The 13913-nt window shown below is 35.5% G+C and carries 10 protein-coding genes; 6 read left to right on the top strand and 4 right to left on the bottom strand.

Annotated elements, in window-relative coordinates:
* Positions 1 to 295: 295 nt before the first annotated feature.
* Entirely contained in the window at positions 296 to 1096 is an 801-nt protein-coding gene (locus FFS26_RS17590) for a DNA alkylation repair protein (protein WP_137905687.1), read from the bottom strand.
* 94 nt (positions 1097 to 1190) lie between these two features.
* Here FFS26_RS17590 and FFS26_RS17585 point away from each other — a divergent pair, with 94 nt between their 5' ends.
* The 4 genes from FFS26_RS17585 (at position 1191) to gap (ending at position 4589) form a co-directional block, all read left to right on the top strand.
* Entirely contained in the window at positions 1191 to 1541 is a 351-nt protein-coding gene (locus FFS26_RS17585; protein WP_137905686.1) for a winged helix-turn-helix transcriptional regulator, read from the top strand.
* A gap of 62 nt (positions 1542 to 1603) precedes the next feature.
* On the top strand, positions 1604 to 2482 hold the full coding sequence (locus tag FFS26_RS17580) for a DUF4846 domain-containing protein (protein WP_110008108.1): 879 nt from the start codon (positions 1604 to 1606) through the stop codon (positions 2480 to 2482).
* Between the two features lie 83 nt (positions 2483 to 2565).
* Positions 2566 to 3552 (top strand): 6-phosphofructokinase, encoded by a 987-nt coding sequence (gene pfkA, locus FFS26_RS17575; protein WP_120232866.1) that lies wholly within the window; start codon positions 2566 to 2568, stop codon positions 3550 to 3552.
* 32 nt (positions 3553 to 3584) lie between these two features.
* The gene (gap, locus tag FFS26_RS17570; protein ID WP_137905685.1) at positions 3585 to 4589 is read left to right on the top strand and encodes a type I glyceraldehyde-3-phosphate dehydrogenase; all 1005 of its coding nucleotides are present in this window, start codon (positions 3585 to 3587) and stop codon (positions 4587 to 4589) included.
* A gap of 121 nt (positions 4590 to 4710) precedes the next feature.
* Here gap and FFS26_RS17565 read toward each other — a convergent pair whose 3' ends face one another.
* Entirely contained in the window at positions 4711 to 6120 is a 1410-nt protein-coding gene (locus FFS26_RS17565; protein WP_137905684.1) for a hypothetical protein, read from the bottom strand.
* A gap of 248 nt (positions 6121 to 6368) precedes the next feature.
* Here FFS26_RS17565 and FFS26_RS17560 point away from each other — a divergent pair, with 248 nt between their 5' ends.
* Complete coding sequence (locus tag FFS26_RS17560; protein WP_137905683.1) at positions 6369 to 7553, top strand: oxygenase MpaB family protein; 1185 nt, start codon at positions 6369 to 6371, stop codon at positions 7551 to 7553.
* Positions 7554 to 8025: 472 nt separating this feature from the next.
* Positions 8026 to 9027, top strand: a complete 1002-nt coding sequence (gene recA / locus FFS26_RS17555; protein WP_062676286.1) for a recombinase RecA — start codon at positions 8026 to 8028, stop codon at positions 9025 to 9027.
* 268 nt (positions 9028 to 9295) lie between these two features.
* On the opposite strand, the gene FFS26_RS17550 is transcribed toward recA, so the two are convergent.
* Together FFS26_RS17550 and FFS26_RS17545 are read right to left on the bottom strand one after the other, a co-directional pair.
* The gene (locus FFS26_RS17550) at positions 9296 to 10729 is read right to left on the bottom strand and encodes a hypothetical protein (protein ID WP_137905682.1); all 1434 of its coding nucleotides are present in this window, start codon (positions 10727 to 10729) and stop codon (positions 9296 to 9298) included.
* A 141-nt stretch (positions 10730 to 10870) separates the two neighbouring features.
* Positions 10871 to 13765, bottom strand: a complete 2895-nt coding sequence (locus tag FFS26_RS17545; RefSeq protein WP_137905681.1) for an alpha/beta hydrolase family protein — start codon at positions 13763 to 13765, stop codon at positions 10871 to 10873.
* Between the last annotated feature and the right edge of the window lie 148 nt (positions 13766 to 13913).

The following is a 13913-nucleotide window of genomic DNA, read 5'->3' as shown; positions in this document are numbered from 1 at the left end:
TTATTTCGACGATAAAAACTATGGTTTCAAATTATTTTTTGATCCATATTTTATAACCTGCTCATTTTATGGGAGATAAAATCCACATTAATGGAAAACTCATATTGTGGATAACTTTTTTGAGTTAACATACCGTTAACATTGAAAATAGTTCAACATCAATTTTCTTGTAAAAATGGAGTAAATAAAGCCAGTTCCAGAAAGTAAAGGAATATAAAATATATTATAAACCCATGTAAATCTGTGACCTATAGATTCAAAAACTATATCAACATTCCCAGTTTGTGGATAACTCTCACTTTCTAATGGTCCGTAACGCTTTCTTTACAATATACTGCGTTTCTTTTGTCGGACTTTCCCGAAGCCATTCATCGCAGATTTCCACTACAAATTCGGGTTGAGATTTGCTGGCATCATTCAGCCAGTTGCCAACACTATCCTGTACATATCTGGAGGAATCTGATCGTAAAGGTTCCAGTATTTCCAGTCCAAGCCCTGGATTTTGTTTTAAAGCATCAATATGTTCACACCACACACCTCTTGGCCTTGTGGATTCGCTGGCAAAGCGTCTTACATTTTCATCGTCATGCATCGTCCATTCTGATAAAAGAGATAAGCTTTCCTCAAGGTTTCTGGCGATATCCGGGCGCATCGTCATCCAGCAGATTTCCCTCACTCCAAAATGAGAGTCAGAAGCAAATGGCTGAATTTTGTTTAATTTTTCCTTAAGTTGTAAATCGTTATTTCTTCCAATCGTATAAGCTGCCCAGCAACGTACCAGATCTGCGGGATGAACTGACAATTTCAAAAGAAATTCGTTATCCTTATTTTTCACAGCCAGATTAAGTAAGCCAATTCCTATTGTTTCATTAATGGTATTGACAGTTTGTTTTTTCAGCTGGTTTACACTTTCTAAAACGGGTTTCAAATATTCCTTACGATCATTCTGTAAAAGCAGATTTTCCAACAGCAACCTTTGATCTACTGCCAGCCATTCCGTAAGATTGGCGGTTTCAATTTCTCCTCTGTTCAGCTGTTCCAAAATATCCGTTGGAATATCTTTGATGGAGCGGGCTCCTTTTCGTTTTTCTGTCATACTATTTAATGATTACCTTTACAAAAGTCTGAAAGTGGGCGGAGAAAAACAATACCGCACATTTTTACCACATAGGGATAAAAAAGTCAATTTTATGGAAACAAAGGAAAGAGCTGAAGAAAATAAAATATGTCCGTTGGAAGTTGCTGTTAATACCATCAGTGGAAAATGGAAAATTCCTATTGTCTGGCAGATCAATGAAGGAAAAAAACGTCCCAGTGAATTTTTGCGAGGTATTGCTAAAGTGGACCGCAGGGTTCTCAATCAGCAGCTGAGTGAAATGGTGGAAGACGGTATTTTAACGAAACATTCTTTCAATGAACTTCCTCCAAGAGTAGAATATACTTTGACAGAACTTGGGGAAAAACTGGTAGAAATCCTCTGGCAGCTGAATGAATGGGGAAAATTATTGATTCCTGAAAAAGAGGAGTCGTTGAACCGCTAAATTTTCAAATAAGATATTGGCAGATAGGTGAAAAAAAATGATATTTGTGTTCACTAAAACGCATGAAAAAAGTTATCACAGGAATCATTGTTATTCTCATTTACACAGGCTGTACAAAAGAAAAAATATCAGACCGTTTATTACCTGAACCAGATAAAAATGAGCATTTAATTGCTGAAAATGCTTTAAAAATTAATAAAGGTAAAAATACTATCAGGGAAAGATTTTCTCCTCCGGAAGGGTATGATTGGATAGAAGAAAAACCTGGTTCTTTCGGATATTTTATTGAAAACTTCAAACTCAAACCTTACGGCAGCCAGATTGTAAAATATGACGGAAAACCTATTTCTACCCAGCATCTTCATGAAGCGGTTTTTGATATTGATACCGGAAATAAGGATCTTCAGCAATGTGCTGATGCAGTCATCCGAATGAGAGCTGAATATCTTTATAAGGCAAAAAAATTTAACGAAATTAAATTTCATTTTACAAGCGGTGATCTTTTCAGCTGGAATGATTATAAAAACGGAACGAGAGCTTTTGTCAGCGGAAATTCTGTCAACTTCAAAAGAGCTGCGTCTTTTGATGATTCTTATCAGAGTTTCAGAAATTATCTGGATGTCATTTTTAATTATGCAGGAACGATTTCATTAAATAAAGAAACAAAACCTGTCAATAAAAATTCAGATCTGAAAACAGGAGATATCCTGATCACACCGGGAAGTCCCGGACACATTGTTTTTATTTCCGGTGTCTGCCGGAATAAGAAAGGAAAAAGATTATTCTTATTAAGTGAAGGATTCACCCCGGCGCAATCGGTTCATGTACTTTCAAATCCGTTTAATCCCTATTTTACGCCCTGGTATGACCTTGACATCCATGCTGAGGAGACCAAAACTGCACGATATTTTTTTAAACCTACAAACTTCAGAAGCTTTTAATAATTTATATTCAAAACTATTGGAAACTTACTACGATAATCTGAACTTGTTTTTGTAAATTTGTTTTCGAAATTTTTTACTTGATGAAAGAGAGTGCTGTAAAAAAAATTGCAGTTCTTACTTCAGGAGGTGACTCTCCGGGTATGAATGCGGCGTTAAGAGCGGTAGTAAGAACCGCCAATTACTATAATATCGAATGCTACGGAGTGAGGGAAGGTTACAACGGCCTTATCAATAATGATTTCCTGAAAATGGGAGCCCGTTCCGTAAAAAATATAATCAACCAGGGCGGAACCATTCTAAAATCTGCCAGATCTGCTGAGTTCAGAACTAAAGAAGGCCGTCAGAAAGCTTATGATAACTGTATAAAGCTGGGAATTGACGGATTGGTATGTATCGGAGGTGACGGAACATTTACCGGTGCCAAAATCTTTAATGAAGAGTTCGGAATCAGGGTAATCGGTATCCCGGGAACGATCGACAACGATATTTTCGGAACTGATAATACGATCGGATACGACACTGCATTGAATACGGCAATGGATGCCATTGACAAAATCCGTGACACAGCAACTTCCCACAACAGGGTTTTCTTTGTGGAAGTAATGGGTCGTGATGCTGGTTTTATTGCTTTAAATAGCGGATTGGCAACCGGAGCTCTGGATATTTTAATTCCTGAGAAAAAAGACAGTATTGATGAGCTTTTCACAAAATTCAGGGATGCGGAAAAAACCGGAAAAGCATCAAGTATTGTGGTGGTTGCAGAGGGTGAGAAACTAGCCAATGTGTACGAACTTGCAGAAAAAACCAAACAAACCTTCCCTGATTATGACATTCGTGTAGCGATTTTGGGACATATGCAGAGAGGAGGTTCTCCAAGCTGTGCAGACAGGGTTTTGGCAAGCCGACTGGGCTATGGAGCCGTAACCGGATTAATGGAAGGACAAACCAATGTAATGGCAGGAATGCGTTCCAATGATCTGACGTATACGCCAATTGAAGAAGCCATTAAAAAACATAATGAAATCAATAAAGATCTTTTACTGATTTCAGAAATTTTAGCAATCTAATTATTTTTATAATCTAATAAAAACAAACTATTATGTCAACAATTAAAGTAGGTATCAACGGTTTTGGTAGAATTGGACGTCTTGTTTTCAGAGCAATGACTGAAAGAGACAACATTGAAGTTGTAGGAATCAATGACCTAATCAATGCAGAATACATGGCTTACATGTTAAAATATGACTCTGTACACGGTATTTTCCCAGGTGAGGTTTCTGTAGAAGGAAATGATCTTGTAGTAAACGGGAAAAAAATCAGAGTAACTGCTGAAAAAGATCCAAGTAACCTAAAATGGAATGAAATCGGTGCTGATTACGTAGTAGAATCTACCGGTTTATTCCTTGATAAAGACAGCGCTGCAAAACACCTTGCTGCAGGTGCTAAAAAAGTAATCCTTTCTGCTCCTTCTAAAGATGACACTCCAATGTTCGTAATGGGGGTAAACCACAAAGAGCTTACTGATGATATTAAAATCTTATCAAATGCTTCTTGTACTACAAACTGTTTAGCTCCTTTAGCTAAAGTAATCCACGATAACTTCGGAATCGCAGAAGGTTTGATGACTACTGTACACGCTACAACAGCTACTCAGAAAACGGTTGACGGTCCTTCAATGAAAGACTGGAGAGGTGGTAGAGCTGCTCTAAACAATATTATCCCTTCTTCTACAGGTGCTGCTAAAGCAGTAGGAAAAGTAATCCCTTCACTAAACGGAAAATTAACGGGTATGTCTTTCAGAGTACCAACTGTTGACGTTTCTGTAGTAGATTTAACAGTGAGAATTGAAAAGGCGGCTTCTTATGAAGAAATCTGTTCAGTTATCAAAGCTGCTTCTGAAGGCGAATTGAAAGGGATCCTAGGATATACTGAAGATGCAGTAGTATCTCAGGACTTCGTAGGAGATAAGAGAACTTCTATCTTCGACAAAGATGCTGGTATCATGCTTTCTCCTAACTTTGTGAAACTTGTTTCTTGGTATGACAACGAAATGGGTTACTCTAACAAGTTAGTTGATATGCTTGTACACGCTGCTTCTTTATAATCAATAATGAGCGATAAGCAATAAGTAATATAAAACCTTCCCGATGGGAAGGTTTTTTTATAAATACTATATTTGTCATTTAGTACTTTTCCTTTCCAATTGTTTAAAAGTTTGTTGAGATTTATTTTTTTGTATTGTCATTGCCATTAGAAAATAAATTATAAGTTACAGCAAAGAAAATAGCTGGTTTATACATTTCAGAATAGGAAACATCTAAATAATTAGGATTAATAAAATTATCATTAGCATCTAAATTATTTCTATTAAGTTTTTTTACATTTACAAAAGAAAGGCCTCCTGTAAAAACAAGTCTGTTCTTTTCTAAAAATGCAACAGAAGGTCCAGCATAAAAATTGAGTTTTGCATCCGTATTAATACTAATTCCCGATGAAATACCAAACATTGCCGTTTTTCCAAAATCCCAAAATATATGAGCTAAAACTCCAACTGCATGTGTAATACTATTTTTTTCATTTTCGTAAACACCACTACTTTTACCATCACTACTATATTTTAAAAGATAATTATCATCTCCTATAAAACTTAACATATAACCAGTACTGAAATTAACTTTTACTCCACCAAATGTTGTAATTTTTATAGGCTCAAATTTCTCTAACTCTTTATTATCTTTTCCTAAAAGAACAGGAGTTATCACTATTTCATCATCTGTTAATTGAGTTGCCTTAGTAAATGTAACAAAATCATCATTTTTTATAGTTTCATATGTTTTTCTCCCCACAAACGCTTTATTTATTATTTCATTTTTTTTCTTTTCTTCATTAACTATATCGATAATTTTTTTTGCAGAGTTCATTTCTTCTTCAAACATAACATTAGTAGAACTTACCTTTACATCATTAATTTTTGCTTTAGAACCATTAACACTAATTGTACCTAACAAAGAAATATTATCGGTTCTTGAATTAACATCTTTATAAAGTTTTTTCAATTCCACATATGATTTCTGTAATTCCAATATGTCTTTTTCTATAGGAGTATCTATTTCATATGTGTTTTCATATATTTTTTTTGCAAGAGCTTTAACTGAATCAACATTCTTTATAAAGTTATTATCTCCAAGTAATTCAACCAAAATATTATTTAGATTTGCTTTTCTCTCTATATTGGATGCTTTTTCTATTAAAACCTGATATTCAGCAATAAAATCTTCCTTAGGATTAAAAGAACTTGAAGCAGGATTTCTTCCTTTATTCTTATTTTCTTCACTTTTCTCTTCATTTCCTATAAAACTATCACTTATCGACTTTGGAATTTCAAATTGAAAATTTTCACCTTTAGCTTCTATATTACTACCTATTACTTTTAAAGGATTAACATTACTAATAACAAATTTTATAGTACTTCCTTTTTTTAATTTAAATCCAGCAGGATAAGTATCCTTATTAAACGGTTTAATAAATATTTCTAGAGAATTTCCATTTTTTTCGGTAGAAGAAACCGAACAATTTTGTCCAAAAGCCATCCCCACCCAACCGAGCAGAAACAGTAATACGATTTTTGTTTTCATGATTTTTATTTTTCTGGTTAAGTTTTTTTGAATTTTAGAATTAGTTTATCATTGTAGAAAAACGAAATATTTTTATAATTGAGTTTTCATGGTTATTAGTTTTGTTTTACACAAAGTTTCAAATTATATAAGCACAAGTAAATTACCCGTTTGTGGTATTTTTCATGAAAGTTTTCCTGGATAGCTGACAAATCTCACCAAAATATTTCAGCATAAAACTTGTACTTTTATAGGGAAAGGAATGAAACATGATACAACCGCGTTTTAAAGATGCCCCCCATTTCAGGAACTTTTGGGAAAATGGCAATGGAAAGCAGCTTATAGAATTTTCCGGGGCAGAAGTGAGTTTTGAGCATTTTGAAAAATTTGCTCCCTATTTTCATCATACGGATCAGATCGGTGACGAGGTGGTAAAAGATGTTTATTTCACTAAAAAATTTCATGAAGCTTCCAGAGAAATTGAACATTACATCAGAAATGGAGTTTCGGAAGCTGATGATGTCCCTGAAAGTGTAAAAAAAATGTTCAGCCAAACTCAAAAAATTCCTCAATGGCTGGATTATAACCTGCTCAAAAGCGGTGCTGAACTCTGCATGAGAAGCAATCTTGATTCATTAATTTCATTGAGGGATTATTGTCTGATTGGTGGTTATGATTATGCCTACCTCAACAAACCTTTAATTGTTACTGAAGCTTTGAAAAAAGGGGCGGTGAAGCGTCTTTCTGAAACCTTGGATTTTTGGGTGAATGCTACCCGGTACAACGCACTGGAAATCCATGCAAAAGGATATGAATTTGCCATAAAAACCCGTTTGATACATTCCTATGCAAGGCTTTCCATTAAAAAACATTATAAAGACTGGGATACCGAAAACTGGGGAGAGCCCATCAATTCCTGGGATATGATGGCAACGTATATTGGTTTCAGTCTGGTGTTTCTCCATAGCCTTACAAAGCTGGGAAATCGTTTTTCTGTTGAAGAAGAACAGGGAATTTTCCATCTTTGGAAATACGTGGGTTACCTTTTGGGAATTCCGGAGCAGCTTCTTCCTGATGATAAAAAACAGGCAACGGAATATTTTTATTTATGGACTTCCGTTCAGCCGCCTTCGGATAAAGATTCTGTTCTTCTGGCTCATTCTCTGCTGGATGAATCTCTCGAAAATCCTATCTTAAAATTTGAATTCCAAAGAAAAAACTTAAGATATCTGCACATCTGCTGTACCTGGTTTCTTTTAGATGATGAAGTTTGCAAAAGATTACAAATTCCGGAAGTTCCTTACAGAAATCTGTTTCCAAAATCGAAAATACTTTTCAACACAATTTATGACAGCCTTGTAAGCCGTAATGCCAGAATAAAAAGAGGAAACAAAGATCAGATGAAAGTACTGGAAGATTATCTTGCCATCACTAAAAATTCAAATTTCCATTAAAATTAATTGTTGGAACTCGCAAAGGCGTAAAAATTTCAAGACATTGCAAAAGTTTTTAGGACGCAAGAAAATCGAAGATTTTCAGCACGGAATATATAATTTCAAGTAAAATTCTTGCAATCAACCCGATGATACAGGTTTTCATTAATATCTGCGTTATCTGCAAAATCAGCGTGGGGTAAAAAAATACATACACTACTCAATTTTATCGGAGATAAAATCCTTGCGCCTTAAAGCATAATCTATATTAAAAGAATGGCGCCTTTGCAATTTCCAACAAAAAAACTCATCTTAATAAAGTAAAAAGCATTAAAAAAATACTTTAGATACAGCATTCCGCATGTGCTTCGTTATGAAGGAGATCACTTATAAAATTTTATCATTTTTTAACTCTAAAAACAGCTTTCAGGGACAAATAATATTAGCTTTTGATCTATAAATTATGTATTTTTGAGAAATTATTTTAATAGAGATGAGTAACATTGATGATAAGAAAAAAGCACTCGCTTTAGTGCTTGACAAGCTAGATAAAACATATGGGAAGGGAACGGTAATGACTTTAGGTGATGAATCTATAGACAATACGATAGAGGTCATTCCTTCCGGTTCTTTAGGTTTGGATATTGCCCTAGGGATAGGCGGATATCCAAAAGGAAGAATCATTGAAATATATGGTCCTGAATCTTCAGGTAAAACAACGTTGACCCTTCACGCCATTGCTGAAGCTCAAAAAGCAGGCGGTATTGCAGCATTCATTGATGCAGAGCACGCTTTCGATAGAACGTATGCTGCGAAATTAGGAATTGATCTTGAAAACCTGATCATTTCTCAGCCGGACAACGGTGAGCAGGCTTTAGAAATTGCAGATAATTTGATCCGTTCAGGAGCAATTGATATCGTAGTAATTGACTCTGTAGCGGCTCTTACTCCAAAAGCAGAAATCGAAGGTGAAATGGGAGATTCCAAAATGGGTCTTCATGCAAGATTAATGTCTCAGGCATTAAGAAAGCTTACTGCTACGATTTCAAGAACAAAATGTACCGTGATTTTCATCAACCAGTTGAGAGAAAAGATCGGTGTAATGTTCGGAAACCCTGAAACCACTACCGGAGGTAATGCACTGAAGTTTTACGCTTCTGTAAGAATTGATATCAGAAAAGCAAGTGCTCCTATCAAACAAGGTGATGAAGCAATCGGTAGCCGTGTGAAAGTGAAGATTGTGAAAAACAAAGTAGCTCCTCCATTCAAGCAGGCAGAATTTGACATCATGTATGGTGAAGGTGTTTCTAAAGTAGGAGAAATTCTTGATACCGCTGTAGATATGGGAATTGTGAAGAAAAGCGGATCATGGTTCAGCTACGAAGAGACTAAATTGGGTCAGGGACGTGATGCTGTAAAAGATGTTTTAAGAGATAATCCGGATCTTGCTGAAGAATTGGAAGCTAAGATTAAGGAAGAAATGAAAAACAAATAATTTTTCAGAAAATATAGAAAAGGCAGTCTTCGGATTGCCTTTTTCTGTTTTTAAAATAAAGATTTTTCTAACGCAAAGGTTTCATCTGTATGCTGTAATATTTTTAAGGGAGCAGAGAGCTGAATCAATTTCATTGATTCTTACTAAGCAAATGCATCATTTACCACAAAGCTCCATCAACGATGCGTTTAAATAAATGAAGGGTCAGAAAATAAAAAAGAGGTCATTCCGTAGAACAACCTCTTTGAGATTTTATATTTTTTTAAAATTATTCAGCAATTTTACCCTGCAGCTGAAGTGCTCCGGTCACTTTCATTCCTTTTGTAAGCGTTTCCATTCTCATGTTCTCTTTGTTCACAAAAGCATCAATGGTGAAGAAATCTTCATTCTCTTCATTCGTGATCAATTTCAACTTCAAAATATATCCTTTAACACTTCTATCTTCAAGCAATTCTGTTTCTTTAAAGTCTACTACCTGACCAATAAAATCGAAACATGCATAATTAGGCAGGTCCTGACTTGGTGCATAGGTAGTAAAATCCTCACTCATTTTGGTTCCATCCGGTAAATCAGTATTGGTTTGAACATCAAGAATGAAAACAATTCCGCTGACATTCACCTTCAGATGAGGCTGAGTCATGTAGGTATTTCTGTTTTCAGCATAATCTGTTGCAAAAAACCAAACACCAAAAGTATCTCTGGCAGGTCCTGCTACAATTGCCTGTAAATTCAATGCATTTTCCCATTCTCTGATTGATCTGGTTTCAAAATCCAGGGTATAATCCGTTTTTACTTCCGGAATTATAGTACTCAATTCATCTGTAACAATGGTTTTGAATCTTACATCTTCAAATTCGGTTTTATTTCTGGCCTCTCCTGTCGGATCAGAAACGGTGGACTGCATTAAAACTGTGCTAAGATACTGCCCGTAATCTTTAGTCTGAAAGTTCTGGTGTCCAAAAACGCCACTCCATGTATTCACAAGGTTATGAACATTGGATTTTCTGATAATTATCCCAGCTTCATTAGTGGTTTCAGGAGTCGTGATTCCTACTGTATTCTGGAAATAATTTTGTCCCTCAATCAACTGATGATTCATAATCGCATTATTTTCTTCATGAGAAAACTCTGCAAAACCTTTATACGTAATATTCTGGTTTTCGAAAATATAAGGCAATCCTGTTTTCTTCTTTTCATCACCGGCAAAGTGGTAAGCAAGTGAAATTCCCTTAAATTCCCCTTCCTGAATAGCCGGAGTGTGATTACCGTTATGATCAAACTGAGAATGATATAGTATCATATAAGATTTAATCTTACCTTCCTGAAGCTCACTTTCAAACTTTTCTTCCATCTGTGCAATCGCCTGTTGTGGAGAAAGTGCATAAGCATCTTCAGTAACCATATACGCAAAACCCTCTACCTCACCATTTTCTTTTTCAAAAGCAGAAAGCGGTGTATACTCACCTCTTAGCTGAAGGGCTATAGAATACACGATATAATCATTATAAATCCTGATTTTTTCATATTCTTCATTTACTTTCGGCTCTTCTGCCAGCTGCGAAGGAACTTCCGGTATTGTTTCCACAACTTCTTCCACCACTTGCTCTACTACTTTTTCTTCCGGCATTTTCATTTTCTGAACCGGAGTACTTACATTTTCCTGACTGTTATTTTTTTTCTTAAAAAAATCAAAGATTCCCATACTGTTATTTATAATTGGCGGTAAATATAATAAAAGTGCTCAACAGGCTCATCATAAAAAAAATGCCATTGTGTCAGTGTGCTCTTTATTGTTTTTATAATAAAAAATTCCGGCGGAGCCTTTGGCTCCGCCGGAATTCTGTTAATTAGGTTTATCATCTGTCAGTTCAAATCCCCAATCCTTTCCTTTTTGGGTTGCCGGGATTCCTTTTGTCATCCAGACCGGAGCTTTAGCACCTTTAAGATAATAATCAAAAAACTGCTGTTCGCGGATTTGAATATCTTTTCTGTTCTGACGTTTCATAAGGTTATGATCATCTCCATTATAATTCAGAAGCCATACCGGTTTTCCGAGACGGCGTAGTGCGGTAAACATTTCAATCCCCTGATACCATGGCACAGCTCCATCTTTATCATTACTCATAATAACTACCGGAGTTTGTACTTTATCAATGCTAAAAAGCGGTGAATTTTTAATATAAAGATCCGGTGCTTCCCACAAGTTTTTCCCCAATCTGCTTTGTGATTTCTCATACTGAAACTGTCTGTTCATTCCTGAAGTCCATCGGATTCCTCCATAGGCAGACGTCATGTTGACAACGGGTGCTCCACTCCATGCAGCTGCATACATATTGGTATGAGCAATAAGATAAGCAACCTGATAACCTCCCCAGCTTTGTCCCTGAATTCCTATTTTTGCACCGTCTACCCATGCATTTTGCTTTAACTTTTCAACTCCGGAATTAATATATTCCATGGCAGATTCTCCCGGGAAACCATCTGTATAAGAAATATCAGGAGTGAAAACAAGATATCCGTTGCTCACAAAATAAGAAATATTTAATCTTGAAGGTGTTGGAGCTGGTGCAACATACCGGTTTAAATTATCCGAAAGTTTTTCGTAGAAATAAACAATCATCGGATATTTTTTATTCGGATCAAAGTTTTCCGGTTTGTATAGCACTCCTGTAGAAGTATTTCCTTTTGGTGTTGTCCAGTTTACCAATTCGTTTGTTCCCCAGTTATATTGATTTTGCTGCAGATTGGTATTGCTCAGTTTTTGTTGTTCTGAAAAATCTGATGTTGCAAAAATATTGGGAGAAGCCGTGTATGATTCTTTTATCAGAATATACTGTTCAGCATTTTTTGCTTTTTGAAGGGTTCTGTATCCCCATACATTTTCCATCTGAATTTTTACCGGATCAGCGTTTGACTGAACAGATGTCTTAAAAATTCCGTTGGCCTTGGATGTATTGTCAAATGCGGATAAATAAATGACTGATTTTCTGTTTAAGCTTTTAATATCCTTATCCAGATCATAGGTATCAAATGTTATTTTATGCTTACGCCCATATCCATTGGTCATATTTCTTGGCTTTTTTGAACTGTTCAGAAAAAATTCCCAAAGATCGTAACGGTCTCTGATAATTACAGATTCATCATTATCTGTCCAGGATGCAATACCATAAGAATTTGGAAAATCCGGCATATCAAATTCCTCATCTACAAAAGAAACAGGTAAGCCTGTACTGAGCGGAAGGGTTTGTTTTGTCTTCACATTATAGCTCAGCCATTTCCCTTTTTCTCTGTCAAAGATCACAACAAATTTTCCCAGCGGAGATACAGCCGCTGCTCCATTGAGGTTTTTAATAATTTCGGTTCTCTCTCCCGTTTTATTGTCAATCAGAAAATAGGTTTTCTTTGTTGCACCTTCCCATTGTGAAGAAATCCTGTTATTGATACTGGTAATTCCCAGCGCAAATTCTGCATTTCCTTCGTTCACCAGTCGTAAAGTATCCAAATCTTCTCCGTCAATATTGGTAAAGAAATCCGGTTTTCCCGTTTGCATTACTGCAGCGTAGGATTTTTTCAGATCATTCTTCAATTCTTTTAGCTGTACCGTTTGCAGATAATCGTCCTTATAATTCCAGATATCCACAACGGCATGATCATTTGCAATCATTGCCGTATCTTTTGCAACAGGCTTTGGAGCAACACCGAAATACAACTGTTTCCCATTTTTACTGAACAGCGGCAACCGGTTTTCGGAAATTACCCAGTTTCTCTTCATCTGTGCATTCTCATTGGTAACAATTGCTTTTTTGTTTCCTTTAAAGTTAAAGTAATATAGCTGATACAATTTCACCAGATCATTCTGTGCAGAAGAAGTTCCTACATAAGCCAGCTGATTTCCTTCTTCGTCAAAAGACAATTGTGAAAAGTCTCCCTCCATTTCAGAAATTTTATTGATGGTTCCTTTTTGCAGATCAACTACCTGCACGGTTTGAAACGCATATTTCTTAGGTTTAGACTTGTCTGTATCTTTTTTATCCGAAGATTTTTCATCTGTTGAATCCTTTCCTTCTTTTTTATCTTTCTTTTCGTCCGGCTTCTTAGTCACAAAAACAAGTTGCTTCCCATTTTTGCTGAACTCATAGCGTATGACATTATCATATGTTGTACTTTTTCCATCCAAAAGGTTTTTCACCACAAGCTGTAATGGTTTTACATTTTTTTCTTCCTCTTTATTTTCTTCCCCGTCTTCTTTGTCGGAAGCATCATCAGAAGATTTATCTTTTATATTTTCCAGAAGATAAGCAACGTAAGAACCTGCTTTTTCAGGAATTTTAAATGATTTTACATTCGGAATTTTCTCTGTTTTATCATTAAAAAAATCAACAATGGCAAGGCTGTCTTTTGTTAATTTATTTTTCTTCAGTTTTTTATCTTTTACCGCTTTTATATCTTTATACTGCGGTCGGATCTGAAAAACAGCAAACCTGGAATCATTGGTAAAATCCACTTTTGCCGCTCTTGCAAACTTCTTTGTTGTCTTATTTTTAACGGAATATAAAGAAAGGTCAGAATTTCCTTCCTGAGCATCTACCGAATAGGCAATCCACTTTCCATCATTTGAGATTTTTCTTGATCCGATATTTTGCCAGCTGTCGTAAACAGAATGGTCTAAAGGCTTCTTCTGCCCATATACCCAGAAGGTCATGATGAGCAGCATAAAAACTGTACATTTCAACTTCATTTTAAAAATATTTTAAGATTTAAAAGTAAGGCATTTCTTTGACAAATCCATATAACAATACCTTTTCAATTTGAAAAAATGACATTCTGTCACTTTCTCCTGCATGGTATTTTTTTTGAGAAAGAATTTTAAATTAAAAATCTAAAAT

The sequence above is a fragment of the Chryseobacterium sp. 2VB genome (assembly GCF_005503635.1).
Lineage (GTDB): Bacteria > Bacteroidota > Bacteroidia > Flavobacteriales > Weeksellaceae > Chryseobacterium > Chryseobacterium cupriresistens.
This window is presented reverse-complemented; position numbering and strand designations above follow the sequence as displayed.

Excerpts from the sequence above, each read along its gene's own strand:
- FFS26_RS17590 (WP_137905687.1), bottom strand. The coding sequence starts at position 1,096 with ATGACAGAAAAACGAAAAGGAGCCCGCTCCATCAAAGATATTCCAACG.
- FFS26_RS17585 (WP_137905686.1), top strand. The coding sequence starts at position 1,191 with ATGGAAACAAAGGAAAGAGCTGAAGAAAATAAAATATGTCCGTTGGAA.
- FFS26_RS17580 (WP_110008108.1), top strand. The coding sequence starts at position 1,604 with ATGAAAAAAGTTATCACAGGAATCATTGTTATTCTCATTTACACAGGC.
- pfkA (WP_120232866.1), top strand. The coding sequence starts at position 2,566 with ATGAAAGAGAGTGCTGTAAAAAAAATTGCAGTTCTTACTTCAGGAGGT.
- gap (WP_137905685.1), top strand. The coding sequence starts at position 3,585 with ATGTCAACAATTAAAGTAGGTATCAACGGTTTTGGTAGAATTGGACGT.
- FFS26_RS17565 (WP_137905684.1), bottom strand. The coding sequence starts at position 6,120 with ATGAAAACAAAAATCGTATTACTGTTTCTGCTCGGTTGGGTGGGGATG.
- FFS26_RS17560 (WP_137905683.1), top strand. The coding sequence starts at position 6,369 with ATGATACAACCGCGTTTTAAAGATGCCCCCCATTTCAGGAACTTTTGG.
- recA (WP_062676286.1), top strand. The coding sequence starts at position 8,026 with ATGAGTAACATTGATGATAAGAAAAAAGCACTCGCTTTAGTGCTTGAC.
- FFS26_RS17550 (WP_137905682.1), bottom strand. The coding sequence starts at position 10,729 with ATGGGAATCTTTGATTTTTTTAAGAAAAAAAATAACAGTCAGGAAAAT.
- FFS26_RS17545 (WP_137905681.1), bottom strand. The coding sequence starts at position 13,765 with ATGAAGTTGAAATGTACAGTTTTTATGCTGCTCATCATGACCTTCTGG.